At 71.7% G+C, this 20,302-nt stretch carries 15 protein-coding genes; 10 read left to right on the top strand and 5 right to left on the bottom strand.

What is annotated here, in order from left to right:
- Nucleotides 1–35 precede the first annotated feature (35 nt).
- A complete protein-coding gene (locus ACWD5Q_RS25755) occupies nt 36–1,091 on the top strand; it encodes a helix-turn-helix transcriptional regulator (protein WP_451429409.1) in 1,056 nt (351 codons plus the stop codon).
- On the opposite strand, the gene ctaD is transcribed toward ACWD5Q_RS25755, so the two are convergent.
- Nucleotides 973–2,664: an aa3-type cytochrome oxidase subunit I gene (gene ctaD, locus ACWD5Q_RS25750; RefSeq protein WP_451429408.1), complete on the bottom strand. Its 1,692-nt coding sequence runs from the start codon at nt 2,662–2,664 to the stop codon at nt 973–975. The two genes, ACWD5Q_RS25755 and ctaD, sit on opposite strands and share 119 nt — an antisense overlap.
- Before the next feature lie 373 nt (nt 2,665–3,037).
- On the opposite strand from ctaD, the gene ACWD5Q_RS25745 reads away from it, so the two are divergent.
- Entirely contained in the window at nt 3,038–3,253 is a 216-nt protein-coding gene (locus ACWD5Q_RS25745; RefSeq protein ID WP_451429407.1) for an I78 family peptidase inhibitor, read from the top strand.
- Nucleotides 3,254–3,331: 78 nt separating this feature from the next.
- On the opposite strand, the gene ACWD5Q_RS25740 is transcribed toward ACWD5Q_RS25745, so the two are convergent.
- Both ACWD5Q_RS25740 and ACWD5Q_RS25735 read right to left on the bottom strand, forming a co-directional pair.
- Nucleotides 3,332–4,357, bottom strand: a complete 1,026-nt coding sequence (locus ACWD5Q_RS25740) for a phosphatase PAP2 family protein (RefSeq protein ID WP_451429406.1) — start codon at nt 4,355–4,357, stop codon at nt 3,332–3,334.
- Nucleotides 4,358–4,596: 239 nt separating this feature from the next.
- Entirely contained in the window at nt 4,597–5,763 is a 1,167-nt protein-coding gene (locus ACWD5Q_RS25735; protein ID WP_451429405.1) for a hypothetical protein, read from the bottom strand.
- A 255-nt stretch (nt 5,764–6,018) separates the two neighbouring features.
- Between ACWD5Q_RS25735 and ACWD5Q_RS25730 the strand changes: the two genes are divergently transcribed.
- Together ACWD5Q_RS25730 and ACWD5Q_RS25725 are read left to right on the top strand one after the other, a co-directional pair.
- Nucleotides 6,019–7,632 carry an MFS transporter gene (locus ACWD5Q_RS25730; RefSeq protein ID WP_451429404.1) on the top strand — a complete coding sequence of 538 codons (1,614 nt, stop codon included), beginning with the start codon at nt 6,019–6,021 and terminating at the stop codon, nt 7,630–7,632.
- Nucleotides 7,633–7,786: 154 nt separating this feature from the next.
- The gene (locus ACWD5Q_RS25725; protein WP_451429403.1) at nt 7,787–8,977 is read left to right on the top strand and encodes an acyl-CoA dehydrogenase family protein; all 1,191 of its coding nucleotides are present in this window, start codon (nt 7,787–7,789) and stop codon (nt 8,975–8,977) included.
- 39 nt (nt 8,978–9,016) lie between these two features.
- Here ACWD5Q_RS25725 and ACWD5Q_RS25720 read toward each other — a convergent pair whose 3' ends face one another.
- On the bottom strand, nt 9,017–9,454 hold the full coding sequence (locus ACWD5Q_RS25720; protein ID WP_451429402.1) for a cell division protein SepF: 438 nt from the start codon (nt 9,452–9,454) through the stop codon (nt 9,017–9,019).
- Between the two features lie 532 nt (nt 9,455–9,986).
- Between ACWD5Q_RS25720 and ACWD5Q_RS25715 the strand changes: the two genes are divergently transcribed.
- From ACWD5Q_RS25715 to ACWD5Q_RS25690, 6 genes are all read left to right on the top strand, one after another.
- Nucleotides 9,987–11,309: a nitrate- and nitrite sensing domain-containing protein gene (locus tag ACWD5Q_RS25715; RefSeq protein WP_451429401.1), complete on the top strand. Its 1,323-nt coding sequence runs from the start codon at nt 9,987–9,989 to the stop codon at nt 11,307–11,309.
- Between the two features lie 526 nt (nt 11,310–11,835).
- Entirely contained in the window at nt 11,836–12,030 is a 195-nt protein-coding gene (locus tag ACWD5Q_RS25710; RefSeq protein WP_451429400.1) for a hypothetical protein, read from the top strand.
- The gene (locus tag ACWD5Q_RS25705; protein WP_451429399.1) at nt 12,027–13,790 is read left to right on the top strand and encodes an FAD/NAD(P)-binding protein; all 1,764 of its coding nucleotides are present in this window, start codon (nt 12,027–12,029) and stop codon (nt 13,788–13,790) included. Before ACWD5Q_RS25710 ends, ACWD5Q_RS25705 begins: the two co-directional genes overlap by 4 nt.
- Nucleotides 13,791–14,065: 275 nt before the next feature.
- Nucleotides 14,066–14,848: a DUF1684 domain-containing protein gene (locus ACWD5Q_RS25700; protein WP_451429398.1), complete on the top strand. Its 783-nt coding sequence runs from the start codon at nt 14,066–14,068 to the stop codon at nt 14,846–14,848.
- A 225-nt stretch (nt 14,849–15,073) separates the two neighbouring features.
- Complete coding sequence (locus ACWD5Q_RS25695; protein ID WP_451429397.1) at nt 15,074–15,979, top strand: S1 family peptidase; 906 nt, start codon at nt 15,074–15,076, stop codon at nt 15,977–15,979.
- Nucleotides 15,980–16,507: 528 nt separating this feature from the next.
- The gene (locus tag ACWD5Q_RS25690) at nt 16,508–17,587 is read left to right on the top strand and encodes a S1 family peptidase (protein WP_451429396.1); all 1,080 of its coding nucleotides are present in this window, start codon (nt 16,508–16,510) and stop codon (nt 17,585–17,587) included.
- A 160-nt stretch (nt 17,588–17,747) separates the two neighbouring features.
- Here ACWD5Q_RS25690 and ACWD5Q_RS25685 read toward each other — a convergent pair whose 3' ends face one another.
- The gene (locus ACWD5Q_RS25685) at nt 17,748–20,129 is read right to left on the bottom strand and encodes an ATP-binding cassette domain-containing protein (protein WP_451429395.1); all 2,382 of its coding nucleotides are present in this window, start codon (nt 20,127–20,129) and stop codon (nt 17,748–17,750) included.
- Nucleotides 20,130–20,302: the final 173 nt, after the last annotated feature.

The raw sequence follows: 20,302 nt of genomic DNA, 5'->3' as shown, positions 1-20,302 counted from the left end.
CATCCGCCGTCCGCGCGGGCTGGCAGACTCGGACCATGCTGGAGACCTCCGCCCGACTGCTGCGCCTGCTGTCCCTGCTCCAGACCCATCGTGAGTGGTCCGGGGCGGACCTCGCCGCGCGCCTCGGCGTCAGCGACCGCACCGTGCGCCGGGACGTGGACCGGCTGCGCGAGCTGGGCTACCCCGTCAACGCCGGTCCGGGTACCGGCGGCGGCTACCGGCTCGGCGCGGGAGCCGAGCTGCCCCCGCTGCTCCTGGACGACGACGAGGCGGTGGCCGTGGCGGTGGGGCTGCGCACGGCCGCCGGGCAGGGGATCGAGGGCATCGGCGAGTCCTCCGTGCGCGCGCTCGCCAAACTCGAACAGGTGCTGCCGGAGCGGCTGCGCCGCCGGGTGGCCGCCCTCAACGCGTTCACCGTGCCGATGCTGCACAGCGCCCGGTCCGCCACCGTCGACCCGGCCGTCCTCACGGAACTCGCGCATCTGTGCCGGGACGCGCAGCGGCTGCGCTTCGAGTACCGCACCGGCGAGAGCGGGCAGACCGTCACCGGCGCCCCGACCCGCCGTACGGTCGAACCGCACCGCCTCGTGTGCACCGAGCGGCGTTGGTACCTGGTCGCCTGGGACCTCGACCGGGAGGACTGGCGCACCTTCCGCGTCGACCGCATCACCTTGAAGCCGCCGCACGGTCCCCGCTTCACCCCGCGCACACCCCCGGCCGACGACCTGGCCGCGTATGTGTCGCGGGGCGTCTCCACGTCCGTGTACCCCACCCAGGCCGTGGTGCGGCTGCTGGTGCCGCTGCCCGAGGCGGCCGAGCGGATCTCACCCTCGACGGGGGTGCTGCAGGCGGAGACCGCCACCAGCTGTCTGCTGCGCACGGGCGCCGCGAGCCTCGAAGCGATGGCGGTTCACCTCATGATGACCGGCTTCCCGTTCGAGGTGCTGGAGCCGGCCGGACTGACCGACGCCCTCAGGTCGGCTCGTGACCGGCTTGATGCCGCTTTGGCTCGGGCTGGGGAGCCTCGGCCGCGTACCGGGGATGGTGCAGGTCGAACGCCGGGGACTCGGAGCGGATCCGGGGCAGCGTGACGAAGTTGTGCCGCGGCGGCGGGCAGGACGTCGCCCATTCCAGGGAGCGGCCGAAGCCCCAGGGGTCGTCGACCTGCACCTTGGTGCCGTAGTGCGCGGTCCGCCAGATGTTGTAGAGGAACGGCAGCGTCGACATGCCGAGCAGGAACGCGCCGATCGTGGAGACCGTGTTGAGCGCGGTGAAGCCGTCGGCGGCCAGATAGTCCGCGTACCGGCGCGGCATGCCCTCGGCGCCCAGCCAGTGCTGCACCAGGAACGTGATGTGGAAGCCGACGAACAGCGTCCAGAAGTGGATCTTGCCGAGCCGTTCGTCCAGCATCTTCCCGGTGAACTTGGGCCACCAGAAGTAGAAGCCGCCGAAGGTCGCGAAGACGACGGTGCCGAAGACGACGTAGTGGAAGTGGGCGACCACGAAGTAGGAGTCGGTGACGTGGAAGTCCAGCGGCGGCGAGGCCAGGATCACCCCGGTCAGCCCGCCGAACAGGAACGAGACCAGGAAGCCGGTCGCCCACAGCATCGGTGTCTCGAAGGACAGGGAGCCCCGCAGCATCGTGCCGCTCCAGTTGAAGAACTTCACACCGGTGGGCACCGCGATCAGGAACGACACGAAGGAGAAGAACGGCAGCAGCACCGCGCCCGTCGCGAACATGTGGTGCGCCCAGACGACCACCGACAGTCCCGTGATCGCCATCGTGGCGGCGACCAGCGTCAGATAGCCGAAGATCGGCTTGCGGCTGAACACCGGGATGATCTCCGTGATGATCCCGAAGAACGGCAGCGCGATGATGTACACCTCGGGGTGGCCGAAGAACCAGAACAGGTGCTGCCACAGCAGCGCCCCGCCGTTCGCCGCCTCGAAGACCTGGGCGCCGAACCGCCGGTCCGCCTCCAGGACCAGCAGCGACGCGGCCAGCACGGGGAACGCCATCAGGATGAGGATCGACGTGAACAGCGTGTTCCAGGTGAAGATCGGCATCCGGAACATCGTCATGCCCGGCGCGCGCATCCCGACGATCGTCGTCAGGAAGTTCACCGCGCCGAGGATCGTCCCGAAGCCCGCCAGCGCGAGACCCATGATCCACATGTCGGCGCCGATGCCCGGAGTGTGGTTCAGGTCGTTGAGCGGCGCGTAGGCGAACCAGCCGAAGTCGGCGGCGCCCTCCGGGGTCAGGAGCGAGCCCAGCACGATCAGTCCGCCGAACAGGAACAGCCAGTACGACAGCATGTTCAGCCGTGGGAACGCCACATCGGGGGAGCCGATCTGCAGCGGCATGATCTCGTTCGCGAAGCCCGCGAAGGTCGGGGTGGCGAACAGCAGCAGCATGATCGTGCCGTGCATCGTGAACAGCTGGTTGTACTGGGATTCGCTCATGAGCTGGAGCCCGGGCCGGGCCAGTTCGGCGCGCATCAGCAGCGCCATGATCCCGCCGGCCAGGAAGAACGCGAAGGACGTCACCAGATAGAGGTGGCCGATCTTCTTGTGGTCGGTGGTGGTCAGCCAGTCGACGACCAGCCGTCCGCGCCGCCTCGCCCGCAGAGCCGCCACGGCCGCCTGTGCGGTGTCCGTCCCCATCGCCTGCCCCCTCGCTCGTCACACGCTCCGACGGGGCGCGTACGGGGATTCTGTGCCGAAGCCGTGTACTTCCTCTGCGGAGTCAGGTGGTGCGCGCGATTCTCGGATCGGAAGGGAAAGAGCCGGGAGCGAAGTGCGGACCACGTTTTTCCGCGGGGTTATTACGGAACCCCTTCCGAGCGTGCTCGAACCGGCTCCGAATTGCGTTCGAAGAGGTGTGTGGCGCCTGCGGAACCCCTCGTATGTGTGACGTCGTGAGGGCGAAACGGCTGTCGTGATTCTGTGACAGAAGCGTGACCGGAGAGGGATGAGCGGCTCAGGGAACGGGCGGCCCGGACTTCCCTGGCGAGGGCCCGCGGCCTAACGTGGCGGCATGGCACCCATTCCCCCTCCGGACGCCGGACCCGAGGACGCCCCGGACGCATACGTGGGCCTGGAGGCGCACCGGGCCGAGCGGCTCGCCCGCGAGCGCGGGTGGAGCACCGTCCGCTCCCTGTCGCCGGGCACGATCATCACCATGGAGTACCGCGTGGGACGGCTGAACTTCGAGGTCGTCGACGGCAGGGTGAGACGCTGCTGGAAGGGCTGACGACCGAAGGCCCCGGCTCGCGAGCCGGGGCCTTCGTGGCGCGGGGAGGCTGTGCGTACCGGTCCCCGCCGGGCGTGCTCAGCCGCCCGCGAGCGGCCGGGCCGGCGCGGTGCCGCGGGGCAGCCGGTCCGAGTGCGGCGGACGGCGGCTGCCCGCCGGGGTGACCGGGGTGCGCTCCGCGCGGGTGGTGTGCGGTCCGGGGGCCAGGTGGACCTGCGGCCGGACCGCGCGGGTGGCGGCCACCGGTTCCCGGGCCGGTGCCTGCTCGCCCGCCGCCGTGCGGGGGGTGGCGACCTGCGGGGACGCGGCCACAGGGGCGGGTGCGGGTACGGGCGCCGGGACGGCACGGGGGGTGCGCCGACGGTCCCGCAGATCGAGGATGGCCGTCTCGGCGCGGGCGATCAGCGGTTCGAACCAGGGCAGGGCCAGCAGGATCAGCAGCCCCGCGGCCCAGCCGAGGAGCACATCGCTCAGCCAGTGCGTGCCGAGGTAGACCGTGGTCAGGCCGACGCCGAGGGAGGTCACCGCGGACAGCGCGGACAGCCAGCGTCTGGCCCGCGGCGTCGAGGCCAGATAGGCCAGGATGCCCCAGGTCACCACCGCGTTCGCGGTGTGGCCGGAGGGGAATATATCGCCGCCGCGCCACATCTCGTTCGATCCGATGACCGTCGCGTAGTGCGGCCCGAGGCGGCCCATTCCGTACTTGGCCGCGCCCACCGTGATGTTCAGCAGGAGCAGCGCGGCGCCCAGCGTGAGCAGGGGACGCAGGGTGTGCTGCCGCCATGAGCGCCAGCCCAGCCAGGACGCGACCATCACCGCGGTGGGGCCGCGCTGGCCCAGCACCACGTAGTAGTCGAGGAACGCGTGGATCTGCGGCCACTGCTGGTACGGCCGGAAGAACATGACCTGCCAGTCGAGCCGGACCAGCCAGGAGGAGACGACGACGGCCCACACGATCGCCGTGTAGAAGGCCAGGGTCGCCGAGAAGAGAACCACTCGGTGCCGGCTCATCCGGGGCACGTCAATGTGGGCCGGTCGTTCAGGCTCACGGTCCAACCGGGCGAAGACCCGGTCCAGACGGCTCAGCTTTCGTTCGGTACGCACTCAATCGACGTTACAGCGAGTGAGCTGTGGGCCCGGCCGAAGCAACGGCTTTGTGATGACGATGTGATGTGGGATTCCTCTCAACAGGGGGTTTATTTCTACGGATTCTGTTATCGGCGTGCCGCTCGTCCTTCAATTCCATTGATCACCAAGGGGCTTGGTTATATGGCCCTTATCTTTTCGTTCACCGAACGCTTGGGTGAAATTATCCGGCCGCTCACCGTGCGGTACGGAGTGGATCACGGCGGACCGGAGCCGTTCAGCCAGAACGCCCCGTATACCGCCGATGCCAGGGCGACAACGCCGAGCACCACGGCGGACCTGCGCGGACGTACCTGGGCCAGTGCCCGGGCGAGGGGGCCCAACAGGGGGAAGGCGGGCAGCAGCAGACGCGGTTTCGAGCCGAAGTAGCTTGACGCGCACAGGGCGAGAACGGTGACCACCCCCGTGTACACGAGCAACGGCAGCGGCTGACGCTGCCGGGCGCAGATGACGTACAGCCAGACGACCGACGCCACCCCGGCGATCAGTCCCACGCCGGCCAGGGCGGAGGGGAAGGAGGTGAACGTGCCCGCGATGAAACGGGCGAAGGCGTAACCGCCGTCGAATCCATTGCGCCATCCCGCCTGGACATCGAGATAGCCGAGCGGGCCCCGGCCCGTGCGGTGGCCGACCCACAGGAGGTAGCCGGCGGCGCCGAGCGGGGCGATCACCATACCGAGCGCCCGGCGCACCCACCGGACACCGTCCGCCGGGGGCGCGCGCCGCTCGTCCACGAACGAGGCGACCGCCGCCGCCCACAGCGCCGCGACGACGGCCGCGCCCACCGGCCGGGTCAGACCCGCGAGCGAGGCGAGCACCCCCGCCGTCACCCAGCGGCCGGTGAGGACCGCGTACAGCGACCAGGCGGCGAGCGCGGTGAAGAGGGACTCGCTGTACGCCATCGACTGCACGATCCCGATCGGCAGCACCGCCCACAGCAGCACCAGACAGGTGCCCGTCCGGCGGTCGTGCACATGGTCCGCGACGGCGAAGATCCCCCAGGCCGCGGCGAGCGAGGCGAGCGCGGCGACGGCGAGCCCCGCATCGGCGTACGACAGCGGGGTCACCGCCGCGCCGAGCCGCTCCAGCCAGGGCAGCAGCGGGAAGAACGCCAGGTTCGAGTGCACGTCGCCGTTCGGGAGGCGGACCTCGTAGCCGTAGCCGAGGGCGGCGACCCTGGTGTACCAGAGCGAGTCCCAGCGCGCGGCCAGCAAGGTGTGCGGGCTCGTACCGCGGGCCGCGCTCCACAGGGCGAGCGTGACGAGGCCCACCGCGCGGACGGCCGCGTATCCCAGGAGGGCGGGGGCGGCCCTGCGCAGGGCGCCGGTGACGGACGGCGTCGTGCGCCGGGCAGGATCGTTCATCCGCCCGATTATCGAGGGCGGCGGGCACCGGACCGGCTCGTGTCATGGGGTGAGCCGGGGGAGAGGTGGCACACGCCACACCCGTTGCCCGGGGAACCTGAGAGGTCCGCCACGCGGCGGCTCGGGGAACTCGCGTACGCTGGCGACTCGCTCGCTTCGTTGCGTCCTTTCGGGAACCGCTCTCCCGGCACGGCCGCGGGGGCGTCCCCACCCCGTGGATCCGCCGGAGCGAGGGATCAGCTGGGAGGTACCTACATGTCCGGGACGACCACGGCCGCCGCCGCGTCGCGCATCGGGGTGGCCGGGGCGCGTGCGAGCCGCTGGGCCGTCCTCGTCGTCCTCTGCGTGAGCCTGCTGCTCGTAGCCGTCGACGCCACCGTGCTGCATGTCGCGATGCCCGCCGTCACCGAGGATCTCAAGCCCGGTGCGATGCAACTGCTCTGGATCGTCGACGCCTACCCGCTCGTCTGCGCCTCGCTGCTGATCCTCTTCGGCACGCTGGGCGACCGCGTCGGCCGCAGACGCGTCCTGCTGCTCGGCTACGGCCTGTTCGGCATCGCCTCCGGGGCGGCAGCCCTCGCCCAGGACGCGCAGGTGCTGATCGCGGCACGGGCACTGCTCGGCGTGGGCGGCGCGATGATCATGCCCGCGACCCTGTCCATCCTGCGCCAGGCCTTCCCCGACCGGCGCGAGCGGGCGCTGGCGATCGGCATCTGGAGCGCGGTGGCCGCGGTGGGCGCGGCGCTCGGGCCGCTGCTCGGCGGATTCCTCCTCGAACACTTCTGGTGGGGCTCGGTCTTCCTGATCAACATCCCGCTGATGCTGGTCAGTCTGCCGGTCGGCAGGCTGCTGCTGCCGGAGTCGAAGGGCGAGGGCGAAGGCCCCTGGGACGTGCTCGGCGCGCTCATGGCGGCGGGCGGCCTCTTCGCCCTGGTGCTCGCCGTGAAACGGCTCGGCGCCGGACATTCGCCGCTCGGCCCGTACACCCTGCTTCCGCTGCTGGCGGGCGCGGGTCTGCTGGTCGCTTTCGTACGGCGGCAGCGGCGCCGCACGCACCCGCTGGTGGACCTGCGGATGTTCGCCCGCCCGGCGTTCGGCACCTCGGTCGGATGCATCGTGCTGGCGATGCTGGCACTGGTCGGCCTCGAACTCATCGCGGCACAGTATCTGCAGTTGGTGCTGCGTCTGTCGCCGCTCCAGACGGGACTGCGGCTGCTGCCGCTGACGTTCGCGGCGATGGCGGCCGGCCTGCTCGGCTCGCGCCTGCTGCAGCGCTTCGGCCCCCGCCGGATGGTGGCGTCCGGCTTCTGTCTGACGGCCGTCGCCGTGCTCACGCTCATTCCGATGGGCGGTCACGACAACCCGGGGCTGCTCCTGTCCGGTTTCGTCCTGCTCGGTTTCGGGCTGGAGACGACGCTGTTCGGCGCGTACGAGTCGATGCTGAGCGAGGCACCGCAGGCGCAGTCAGGCGGGGCCGCGGCGATCGGTGAGACGTCGTACCAATTGGGCGCCGGCATCGGGATCGCGCTGCTGGGCAGCGTGATGAACGCGGCGTACACGCCCGGCCTGTCGTCGGTGCCGGGGGTGCCGGCGTGGGCGACCAGGGCCGCCGGCCGTTCGCTCGGCGAGGCGTACGAGGTGGCGGACCGCCTGGACGGCGCGCGGGGCGCGGCACTGCGCCACGCGGCGCGCGACTCCTTCGTCCACGGTCTGCATGTGACGCTCCTGGTCAGCGCCGTCCTGCTGCTGCTGGGTGCGGTGATGGCCCTGCGGCTGCCGCGGGTCATGCACTGCGAGCCGCCGGCCGCGGCGGGTGAAGCCGCCGTACCGGCCCCGCGGAAGGCCGAGGACTCCCGCGTCTCGGTGTGACCGGGCTGTGCGGGCGAGCGGCCCCGGGTCCGGCGCGGCCCCGGCGGACGCACAGCACGGCACCCGGTACTGGACGCGCGGCCCGGCGCGTCGTACCGTCGGCCCGTCCAGTCATGACTAGCGCTGCTAGTTTTCAGTGTCACGGAGGCTGTCCATGACCCCGTCCCCGACGTTGCCCCCCTTCGACCCCGCCGACCCGCTGGGGATCGACGACCTGCTGGACGCCGAGGACCTGGCCATCCGCGACACGGTGCGGACCTGGGCGGCGGAGCGCGTGCTGCCGTACGTCGCCGAGTGGTACGAGCGGGGCGAGCTGCCCGGGATCCGGGAACTCGCCCGGGAGCTCGGCTCGCTGGGCGCGCTCGGCATGTCCCTGAGCGGCTACGGCTGCGCGGGGGCCAGTGCCGTGCAGTACGGCCTCGCCTGCCTGGAGCTGGAGGCCGCCGACTCCGGGATCCGGTCCCTCGTCTCCGTCCAGGGCTCCCTCGCCATGTACGCCGTGCACCGGTTCGGCAGCGAGGAGCAGAAGCAGCAGTGGCTGCCCCGCATGGCCGCGGGCGACACCATCGGGTGCTTCGGGCTCACCGAGCCCGACCACGGCTCCGACCCCGCCTCGATGCGCACCCACGCCAAGCGCGACGGCTCCGACTGGGTCCTCAACGGCCGCAAGATGTGGATCACCAATGGCTCGGTCGCCGGGGTCGCCGTCGTGTGGGCGCGCACCGACGAGGGGATCCGCGGGTTCGTCGTCCCCGCCGGCACGCCCGGTTTCTCGGCCCCCGAGATCAGGCACAAGTGGTCCCTGCGGGCCTCCGTGACCAGTGAACTCGTCCTCGACGACGTGCGTCTGCCCGCCGACGCCGTCCTGCCCGGCGTGGTCGGTCTGAAGGGACCGCTCAGCGCTCTCTCCCACGCCCGGTACGGCATTGTGTGGGGCGCGATGGGGGCGGCCCGCTCGTGCTTCGAGACCGCCGTGGCGTACGCGAAAAGCAGGGAACAGTTCGGCCGGCCCATCGGCGGGTTCCAGCTCACCCAGGCCAAACTCGCCGATATGGCGGTCGAACTGCACAAGGGGATCCTGCTCGCCCATCATCTGGGGCGGCGGATGGACGCGGGACGGCTCCGTCCCGAACAGATCAGTTTCGGCAAGCTCAACAACGTACGCGAGGCCATCGACATCTGCCGCAGCGCGCGTACGATCCTCGGCGCCAACGGGATCTCCCTGGAGTACCCCGTGATGCGGCACGCCACCAACCTGGAGTCGGTGCTCACCTACGAGGGCACCGTCGAGATGCACCAGCTCGTGCTGGGCAAGGCGCTCACCGGGCTCGACGCCTTCCGGTGAGCCGGCCCGAAGCGGGCAGGGCCGGTGAACGGCCCTGCCTCAGCTCTGGTTGAAAAAGCCGTCCTGCTGCCGGCTCGCGGCGTCGCCGCTGACGATCTCGGTGTCCGCGGGGGTCAGCAGGAAGACACGGCTCGAGACCCGGTCGATCGAGCCGCGCAGGCCGAAGATCAGACCGGCCGCGAAGTCCACCACGCGCTTGGCGTCGCCGGGCTCCATGGCGGTGAGGTTCACGATGACCGGGACGCCCTCCCGGAAGAGTTCGCCGATGGCCCGGGCGTCCCGGAAACTGTCCGGGGTCACCGTGCCGATCCGGCGGCCCTTGTCCTCGGCCGTGTCGGACGCGACCTTGACGTGCGGGTCGGTCACCCAGGCATCGCCGTGGTCCTGGCCCTCGGCGTAGTCGTCGTCGTAGTAACGCTCGTCATCGTTGTCGTCGACGAGGCCCAGCCAGGCACTCGCCTTGCGTACCGATCCCATGGACGCCTCCTCTCACAGCGGGTTCTCAAGCCTTCCGCAACTCCATGGTCGTCCATGATGCGGATGCGGCGCCAAGGGGATAGACGCCACACGGGGGTTTCGTGACGGTACTGGTGCACAGTCAATACGTCGAGAGCCCGCGTGTCCCAAGGGCCGTCGAGCACATCACTGCTGACTGTGAGTGAAATATTATTTGCGGCGGCGTATGGGTGGCGAGTCGTGCGTACGGGTGAACGAAGGGGCAGATGAGCCGCCGCAGCTCAACGCCGTGCGAGGCACGGGGAGGGAGCCGAGTTCGGAATCGTCCGTTCCTGCGGCACCGGCACGGGGAGGGTCTCTCTCGTCTCCTTTCTGACGGAGACTCAAGACGTGGAGAATCCGGGAAAACTGAGGAAATACTGTTTCCGCTCCGTAAAACAAGCACATGATGTGGTGACCGGTGTGCCGCCGGGTCGTTGGTCAGTCGCGGGACCATTTCCGGCTACCTCCACCACCCGGCCTCCACGACCCGGCCCCTACCCAAGGCAGGTCCGTGCACGTCACCGTCCGTGCCAGGCTGCTGAGGATCCTCGTCCTCGCCCTGGCCGTGCTGCTCGCCCTGCTGGGTGCGGCCGCCGCGGAGCAGTTCTCGGCGTACCGCGCCGCGGCCGCCACCGCCGCGAACGCCCGGCTCTCCGGCACGCTCCAGGGACTCGTCCACGCCCTGCAGAAGGAGCGCGGACTGACCATCGGACACCTCGGCGGTGTCCGGCGGTTCCGCGACGGGCTCCCCGCCCGGCGCAGGGCCACGGACACCGCCCGCGACCGGCTGGAGGCGGCGCTCAGGGGGCGTGACGACGCGGTCGCCACCGCCGTGCGCGCGTCCCTGCGACGGCTCGACGCACTCGTCGCGATCCGCCGGCACGCCGACGACGGCACCGGCACGGTCAGGGCGACCTTCGACGCCTTCACCGCCGCCATCACCGTCCTCGACCGGCTCGGGCCCGGCCTCGACACGGTGCGCGACGGCCGGCTGCGCGCCGCCTGCCAGGCGCTCCGGGCCCTCGGAGCCGCCAAGGAGTTCACCGCCGAGGAGCACGCCCTCATGCTCGGCGCGGTACCCGCCGGACGGTTCCGCGCCGAGGACTACCTCCGCTTCCTCCAGCTCCGCGCGGGCAGACTCGCCGCCCTGGAGAGCTTCGGGCGCTCGGCCACCACGGCCCAGCGGCGGCGGCTCGACGCGGCGCTCGGCACACCGGACGCGGTCCGCGCGCTCGCCTACGAGGGCGCCGCGGTGCGCGGCGGCGGCCGGCTCGGCTCGCGCACCATCCCGTCCGTGACCTGGTGGGCGTCCATGGCCTCCACCCTCAACGGCCTGCACGCGGTGCAGTTCTCGCTCGGCCGGGACGCCGAGGACCGCGCCGCCGGACGGGAGGCGGTGGCCCGGTGCGCTCTGCTGCTGTTCGCGCTGTCCGCCCTCGGGACGGTCGCCGCGCTCGGCCACCTCGCCCTCGACTGCGTACGCTCCGTCTCCACACCGCTCGACGCCCTCGCCGCGCAGGCGCGGGAGGTGTCCGGCACCCGGCTGCCGCGGACGCTCGCCGCCGTGCGGCACGGCGCCCCGGGACGGACGCCGCCGCCCGCGCCGCTCGCCGTGCCCGGCCGGGCCGCACCGGAGGTCCTTCAGGTGGCCGAGGCGTTCGACCGGGTGCAGCGCCTCGCCTACGATCTCGCGGTCCAGCAGGCGGTGCTGCGCCGCGACGCCGCCGAGGCGCGGGCCGGCATCGACCGGCGCGAGCAGACCCCGGTGCGCTGTCGGGTCGGTGCGTTCGACGGGCGGGAGCGCGAGGACGCCGACCCGGCCGCCCTCGCATGACGCCCCGCAGAAACCGCACCGGTGTGTGCGTCAACTCCTCTGCTGTGGCGGTGAGATGAGCGACTTCAGGATCGCCGGGCCCGTCGTCCCCCACTTTTCGAGGAGAGGGGCGCGACGGCGTGCGAGGACGCGCGAAGACGTTCGAGGAAACGCGAGGAAGTGCAGGGGGAGGGGGCGCGAAGAGGGGAGGGGGAACGCGTGTGAAGGCGGGGGAAGAACGCGTGGGGCGCCCTGGATCAGGGCGCGCAGCGGGGTCGGCTCAACAGGAGGAGGACCACACGCGACCGAAGTCGATGTGGGAGCGGGTGACCAGCCGCTGCTGTGGGCGCATGTGCCCAGTGGAACAGGCATCCGTATCCGCGTCAACCGACTTGAGACGCGCGGCTCACAGTATGGACGGCCTTGACAGTGAGGGGAATCGCCCCCGTACGCTCGGGGCGCGGCCCTGCTGAGGGGCTCGGCCGCAGCGCACCCCCCGTGTGAAGGCACCACCCGTGTTTGATCCGACGCGTCACGGAGCCTTCGCATGCCTTCCGACACCCTCGCCGAACCGGCCGCGGCCGCCGAAGAGTCCGCACTCCCGCGCATCCTCCCGCGCCGCCGTCCGGGCCAGTGGGCCGCGGCCCTCGTAGCTCTCGTCCTCCTCGGGTTCGCCTGCGTCTCGGCCGCGTACGCCGCCGAGGCGGTGCGCGCCGGTCGCGGCGCGGAGCGCACACGATGAGCACCGCACGCCGTTCGCTGGTGATCGTGGGCGCCGGACCGCGGGGGACCGGCCTGCTGGAGCGGATCGCCGCCAACGCGCCCGAGCTGTACGCCGGTGCGGAGCTGGACGTGCACCTGGTGGACCCGTATCCGCCCGGCGCCGGACGCATCTGGCGCGCGGCGCAGTCCCCCCTGCTGTGGATGAACTCGCACGCCGAGGACGTGACCATGTTCACCGACGAGACGGTGGCCATGGAGGGCCCGGTGCGCGCGGGCCCGACCCTGCACGAGTGGGCGGGCATCGACGGACGCGTCTTCGCCGGTCGCCCGAGCCAGGGCGCCTATCTGCGCTGGGTGTACGAGCAGGCGGTCGCGGCCCTGCCGCCGGGCATCCGCGTCCATCACCACCCCCACCTCGCCGTCCGGGTCGACGGTCCGCGCGAGGCCCGGCAGCGGGTCTGGCTCCGGGGACGGCCCGAGCCGCTCCTCGCCGATCTCGTCGTCCTCACGCTCGGCCACCTCGACGCCGAACTCGACGCCGAACAGCGCACCTGGGCCTCGTACGCCCGCACGCACCAACTGGTCTACCTGCCGCCCGACTTCACGGCCGACAGCGACCTGTCCTCGCTGAAGGCCGGCGAACCCGTCCTCGTCCGCGGCTTCGGACTCGCCTTCGTCGACCTCATGGTGCTGCTGACCGAGGGGCGCGGCGGACGCTACGAGGGGGACGTCTACGTTCCCTCCGGACGGGAGCCGGTGCTGTACGTGGGTTCCCGGCGCGGTGTCCCGTACCACTCCAAGATCGGCTACGACTGGACGGGCGAACGGCCGCCGCTGCCCCGGTTCTTCGGGCCCGCCGAGGTCGACGCGCTGCTCGCGCGCCCGGACGGCTTCGACTTCCGGCGGGATGTATGGCCGCTGATCGAGAAGGAGCTGGGCTTCGCCCACTACCACCGGCTGTTCGCCGCCCACCCCGAGCGCACCGCGGTCGCCTGGGCGGACTTCGAGGAGAAGTACGCCGTCGCCGACCCGGCGTCGCTGCCCGCGCTGGTGGCCGCCGCCGTTCCCGATCCGGCCGACCGGCTCGACCTCACCGCGCTCGACCGCCCGCTGGACGGGGTGCGCTACGCGTCGCACACCGCGCTCCAGGACGGGCTGCGCGCCCATATAGAGGCGGATCTGGCCCGGCGGCACGACCCGGCGCACAGCGCCGACCTGGCCGTCTTCCTCGGACTGCTGTCGGTCTACGGGCAGGTGGTGCGGCTCGGGGACATCGGGGCCTGGTGGCACGGCTTCTTCAGCTTTCTGGCGTCCGGGCCGCCCGGACCACGGCTGCGGCAGATGCTCGCACTCTCGCGTGCGGGCGTCCTCCACTTCCTCGGCGCCGGCATGACCGTCACCGCCGAGGACGGGGTCTTCCGGGCGACGAGCGCCACCGCGCCCGGCCTGGCGGTCGAGGCCCGTGCGCTCGTCGAGGCGCGGCTGCCGCACCCCACGGTCGAGCGCACCCGCGACCGGCTGCTGAGGGAGCTGTACGCGGACGGCGCCCTCGCCACCGGCGAGGGGCTGCTCGCCGTGGACCCCGCGGACGGGCGCCTTCTGGACCGCTCGGGCCTGCCGCATCCGCGCCGCTTCGCGCTCGGGCCGCACACCGACGCCCGGGGCGCCGGCGCGTTCACCAGGCCCCGGACGGGCGGACCGGCGTTCCGGCAGAACGACGCCGCGGCCCGGGCCGTGCTGATCCTCCTGCGTGAGCTGTCCGGTCGTGCCGAGGCCTGACGCGGCCCTGCGCCCCCACGACCCCGAGGCGGTGTCCGCGCGTCGGGCCCGCCCGGAGAAAGGTGTCCCCGCGATGACCTCATCGCCCGGCCGGGGGCTGCCGCACCTGGCCGCCGCCGTCGACCGGCGGACGGCTCACGACGCCGGCGCCGGGCCTCGCCCGGCCTGCCGTCCGGTGCGGGGACTCCCCTTGTCCCGACTCGTACGGGGCCGTCGCCGCGCCACGCTGCGGTCGCACCCCGGGCCGACGGATCCGCTGTGGAAGGGTTGATCACATGACGACGGACGCATCCGACAAGTGGAAGCGGTGGCACGAGCGCCGTACCGAGCAGGTGTCGGCGCCCTACGGGCCGCTCGCGCTGACCGGCACCTTCTGGCTGGAGGACTATCCGGATGGTCTGATTCCGGCCATCCCCGGGCGCTGGACGGCCGACGAGGAGGGGGTGGTGCTGACGGCCGGAGCGGACGACGGCCTGACCGTCGACGGCGAGCCCTTCACCGGTGAGATCCGGCTGGGCGCCGATCCCGGCCCCGTCACCAAGGCCCGTGTCGCGGCGGGCGGGCGCCGCCTGGTCGTCCTCGTCCGCGAAGGCGTCTGGGGCCTGCGCGACTACGACCCCGACGCCCCCGCACGCCGGGCCTTCCAGGGCATCGACGCCACCCCCCACGATCCGCGCTGGTCGGTCGAGGGGCACTTCACCCCGTACGGAGAGCACCGCACCGTACGCGTCGAGAACGCCGACGGGCAGCACCGCGGCCTCGCGCTCGGCGGTGTCCTGGCCTTCCCACTCGACGGAGCGGACCTCACCCTGCAGGTCTCGGTCGAGGGCGACGGCTCGCTGTGGGCCGTCTTCGCCGATGCCACCAGCGGGGACAGCAGCTACCGCTTCCGGTTCCTGCGGCCGCCGGCGCCCGACGCCGAGGGGCGTACGACGGTGGACTTCAACCGCTCCCTGCTTCCGCCGTGCGCTTTCGCGGACCACTTCGTCTGCCCCTTCCCGCCACCGGGCAACACCCTGAGCATCGGGATCGAGGCGGGGGAGCGCACCCTGCTGTAGCGCGGCCCCCGAAAACGCCGTCACCCTCCAGGCCTCGTGGGGCAGTTGAAGGCCCCACGGCCGAAAGGCGCTCTTGCGCCGATCGGTCAGGCGGCCGAATACTCCCCCTCAGCGTTTTGTCAGGAGCACGGCAATATTCGGAATCCGGACGAGCCGGCTCCCGGCTGCGCCTCACGGGCCCCATTCCCCACGTGGGCCCCCGACTTCCCTTGGAGGAAACGCCAAGTGAGGATCAAGCGCACCAACCCCACACGCGGTATCGCGAGACAGACCCGGCTGGTCGCCGTGGCCGCCGGACTCGTGGCCGTCGCCGCGTTCACCGTCCCCAGCGCGAACGCCAGCGACGTACACACCTTCAGTGCGAACCAGCTCAGCAACGCGAGCGACTCGGTGCTCAAGGCCGATGTCCCGGGCACCGCCTGGGCCGTCGACCCCACGACCCACCGCGTCGTCGTCACCGCCGACAGCTCGGTCTCCCAGGCCGAGATCGCGAAGATCAAGAAGGCGGCCGGCGGCAACGCCGGCGCCCTCACCATCAAGCACACCCCGGGCAGGTTCAACAAGCTCATCTCCGGCGGCGACGCCATCTATGCGAGTAGCTGGCGCTGCTCGCTCGGCTTCAACGTCCAGGACTCCAGCGGGAACTACTACTTCCTGACCGCCGGGCACTGCACCTCCGGCGCCGGCACCTGGTGGTCGAACTCCGCCCACTCCACCACGCTCGGCACCACGGCCGGCTCCAGCTTCCCCGGCAACGACTACGGCATCGTGCGCTACACCAACAGCTCGGTGACCAAGTCGGGCACCGTGGGCAGCGTGGACATCACCAGCGCGGCCACGCCCTCCGTCGGCACCACCGTCAACCGCCGCGGCTCCACGACCGGCATCCACAGCGGCCGCGTCACCGCTCTCAACGCGACGGTCAACTACGGCTCCGGCGACATCGTGAGCGGCCTCATCCAGACGACGGTCTGCGCCGAGCCCGGCGACTCCGGCGGCCCGCTGTACTCCAACGGCGGTGTCGCCTACGGTCTCACCTCCGGCGGCAGCGGCGACTGCACCTCCGGCGGCACGACCTTCTTCCAGCCGGTGACCGAGGCCCTCAGCGCCTACGGGGTCCACGTCTACTGATCCCGTCCCACCGGCATTCCCGTACGACCTGATCCGCAGCCGGCGGCAGGGGGAGCCCCCGCGCCCAGGAACCTCCTGGGCGCGGGGGCTTCTGTGCGTGTGCGCGCCGGAATCACCCCCGAAAGGCGCGCGGCGCGGGGCGCGCGTCCGCACGGCGTGACCGGCGAGCAATCGGTGCGGGAGCAATGTTCGTTCTGCCTCCCACTCCTGGAACTCGCGTCCGAAGCACCGGAATCCAGACAGGACCGGACCCCGTGGGCGGCACAGGGATAACCCTCATGTGGCATGTGCAGTGGGAATCCAGGCGGGAGACACAAGGGAACGGTCAGCGGGCGGGGGGCGCACGGCCGTTGGCGTGTGCGCGTCCTGAAGTCGACCTTGTGTGCTCCCTGTGAGCCTCGGAATAGTGGGCTCCGCACGGTGGGTGCGGACGTGGCCTCTGCGGTACGCCGCCTCCGTGCCCGTACGCCTTCCGGTCGTGGTGGACCCCCACGTTCCCGCGGCCGACCCCCCACAGGAGGACGTGAGTTGAAGCACCGACGCATAATCCGGCGGCGGACCGCCCTGGCCGGCGCGGGCGCCGTCGCGCTGATCGTCGCGGGCGTGACCTTCCAGAACGCGAACGCCAGCGAGATCTCGACGGCCCAGGCGCCCCACACCCTCTCGGCCGTCGCGGCCGGAAAGCTCGCCTCGGCACTCGGTGAGGACCTGGGCGCCGACGCGGCCGGAACGTATTACGACACGAGGACGAAGCAGCTCGTCGTCAACGTGCTGGACGAGACGGCCGCGAACACCGTCCAGGCGGCCGGCGCCAGGGCGAGAGTCGTCCAGAACTCCCTGACCGAACTCGCCGGCGCCCGCACCACGCTCCAGAAGGACGCGACGCTCCCGGGCACCTCCTGGGCGACCGACCCCAGGACCGACAAGGTCGTCGTCACGGCCGACCGGACCGTGTCGAAGGCGGCGTGGGCGCGGCTCGCCCACGTGGTCGACGGGCTCGGCGGAAAGGCCGAACTCAGGCGCTCGCAGGGCGCGTTCAAGCCCTTCATCGCGGGCGGCGACGCCATCACCGGCTCGGGCGGGCGCTGCTCGCTCGGCTTCAACGTGGTCAAGGACGGCCAGCCGTACTTCCTGACCGCCGGACACTGCACCCAGGCGATCTCCAGCTGGTCGGACTCCAGCGGCAGGACGATCGGCCAGAACGCGCAGTCCAGCTTCCCGGGCAATGACTTCGGCCTGGTCAAGTACACCGCGGACGTCGACCACCCGAGCGCCGTCGACCTCTACGACGGCTCCGCACAGGCGATCACCAAGGCGGCCGACGCGACCGTCGGCGAGAAGGTGACCCGCAGCGGCTCGACGACCCAGACCCACTCCGGCACGGTCACCGGTCTGGACGCCACCGTGAACTACGCGGAGGGCACGGTCAGCGGTCTCATCCAGACCGACGTCTGCGCCGAGCCCGGTGACAGCGGTGGCGCGCTCTTCGACGGCGACAGCGCGATCGGCCTCACCTCCGGCGGCAGCGGCGACTGCACCTCGGGGGGCGAGACCTTCTTCCAGCCGGTCACCGAGGCGCTCTCGGCGACGGGGGCCCGGATCGGCTGACCCGGCCGGCAGCCCCGGTGCTCGACGACGCTCCCGCCCCGCGCGTTCGGGGGCGGGACCGTTCGGCGTGAGCCGCCCTCCGCCTCGGTGGCCCGGACCGGCGAGCGCCCGGAACCGCGAGCGCCCCGGACTGCGGTGCCCGGAACCGCGAGCGTCCCGGTCAGGCGCCGACGTAGGCCGCGAGGTGCTCGCCGGTGAGGGTGGAGCGGGCGGCGACGAGGTCGGCGGGGGTGCCCTCGAAGACGATCCGGCCGCCGTCGTGGCCGGCCCCCGGGCCGAGGTCGATGATCCAGTCGGCGTGCGCCATGACCGCCTGGTGGTGTTCGACCACGATGACCGACTTGCCGGAGTCGACGAGCCGGTCGAGCAGGCCGAGCAGTTGCTCGACGTCGGCGAGGTGGAGACCGGCGGTCGGCTCGTCGAGGACGTAGACACCGCCCTTCTCCGCCATGTGCGTGGCCAGCTTGAGCCGCTGCCGCTCGCCGCCGGACAGCGTGGTGAGCGGCTGGCCGATGGCGAGGTAGCCGAGCCCGACGTCGGCGAGGCGTTGAAGGACGCGGTGCGCGGCGGGGGTGCGCGCCTCGCCGGCGCCGAAGAACTCCTCGGCCTCGGTCACCGACATCTCCAGCACCTCGCTGATGTCGCGGCCGCCGAGGTGGTACTCGAGGACCGATGCCTCGAACCGCTTCCCCTCGCAGTCCTCACAGGTGGTGGCGACGCCGGCCATCATCGCCAGGTCGGTGTAGATGACGCCGGCGCCGTTGCAGGTGGGGCAGGCGCCCTCGGAGTTGGCGCTGAACAGTGCCGGCTTCACGCCGTTGGCCTTGGCGAACGCCTTGCGGATCGGGTCGAGGAGTCCGGTGTAGGTCGCCGGGTTGCTCCGCCTGGAGCCGCGGATCGCGCCCTGGTCGACCGAGACCACGTCCGCGTCGGCGGGTATCGACCCGTGGACCAGCGAGCTCTTGCCGGAGCCGGCGACGCCGGTGATGACGGTCAGCACGCCGAGCGGGATGTCGACGTCGATGCCCCGCAGGTTGTGTGTCGTCGCACCGCGGACCGCCAGTGTGCCGGTGGGCTTGCGCACCGTCTCCTTGGTGGAGGCCCGGTCGTCGAGATGGCGGCCGGTGAGGGTGCCGCCGGCCCGCAGCCCCTCGACGGTGCCCTCGAAGCAGACGGTGCCGCCCGCCGTACCGGCGCCGGGGCCGAGGTCGACGACGTGGTCGGCGATCGCGATGACCTCCGGCTTGTGCTCCACGACGAGCACCGTGTTGCCCTTGTCCCGCAGCCGCAGCAGCAGGCCGTTCATCCGCTGGATGTCATGGGGGTGCAGGCCCGTGGTGGGCTCGTCGAAGACGTAGGTGACGTCGGTGAGCGAGGAGCCGAGGTGGCGGATCATCCTGGTGCGCTGTGCCTCGCCGCCCGACAGCGTGCCCGACGGCCGGTCGAGCGCGAGATAGCCGAGCCCGATCTCCGTGAACGAGTCGAGGGTGTGCTGCAACGTGGCGAGCAGCGGCGCCACCGACGGCTCGTCGAGGCCGCGGACCCACTGGGCCAGGTCGCTGATCTGCATCGCGCACGCGTCGGCGATGCTGATCCCCTTGATCCTCGACGACCGGGCTCCCTCGCTGAGCCGGGTCCCGTCGCAGTCGGGACAGGTGGTGAAGGTGACCGCCCGGTCCACGAACTCCCGGATGTGCGGCTGCATCGCCTCCCGGTCCTTGGCGAGCATCGACTTCTGGATCCGGGGGATCAGCCCCTCGTAGGTCATGTTGATCCCCGCGATCTTCATCCTGGTCGGCTCGCGGTGGAGGAAGTCGTGCAGCTCCTTCTCGGTGAAGTCGCGGATCGGCTTGTCCGGGTCGTAGAAGCCCGACTCGCTGTAGAGCCGGTAGTTCCAGCCGCCCGGCTTGTAGCCGGGGACGGTGATCGCGCCCTCGGTGAGCGACTTGGAGTCGTCGTAGAGCCGGGTGAGGTCGAGGTCGGAGACCGTGCCCCGGCCTTCGCAGCGCGGACACATGCCGCCGGTGCGGGTGAAGGTCGCCTTCTCGGTCTTGTGGGCACCGCGCTCGACGGTGATCGCGCCGCTCGCCCGGACCGAGGGGACGTTGAAGGCGTACGCGCTGGGCGGGCCGATGTGGGGTTCCCCGAGCCGGCTGAAGAGGATGCGCAGCATCGCGTTGGCGTCGGTGGCGGTGCCGACCGTGGAGCGGGGGTTGGCGCCCATCCGCTGCTGGTCGACGATGATCGCGGTGGTCAGCCCGTCGAGGACGTCGACCTCGGGCCGCGTCAGGGTCGGCATGAAGCCCTGCACGAAGGCGCTGTAGGTCTCGTTGATCAGCCGCTGCGACTCCGCGGCGATCGTGTCGAACACCAGCGAACTCTTGCCCGAGCCGGAGACGCCGGTGAACACCGTCAGCCGGCGCTTGGGGATCTCGATGCTGACGTCCTTGAGGTTGTTCTCGCGTGCGCCGTGCACACGGATCAGGTCGTGGCTGTCGGCGACGTGCGGCGCGGGCGGCTGTGTGTCCGTCCTCTGGGCCATGTCTGTCGTGTCTCCCTCTGTCTGTCCCGCGGGGCCGCCCGCGGTCTCCGTCGGCATCACTTGGCTCGGTCCGACCGGTTTCGCGCTGTACATCCGGTTCTCGTCCGGCGGTGTGGTCGCGGCGACGACTCACCTCACCCGCCGCTCCCGCCTCTGGTCTGCCGCATGGGGAA

Source organism: Streptomyces sp. NPDC002513 (assembly GCF_053595355.1).
This window is presented reverse-complemented; position numbering and strand designations above follow the sequence as displayed.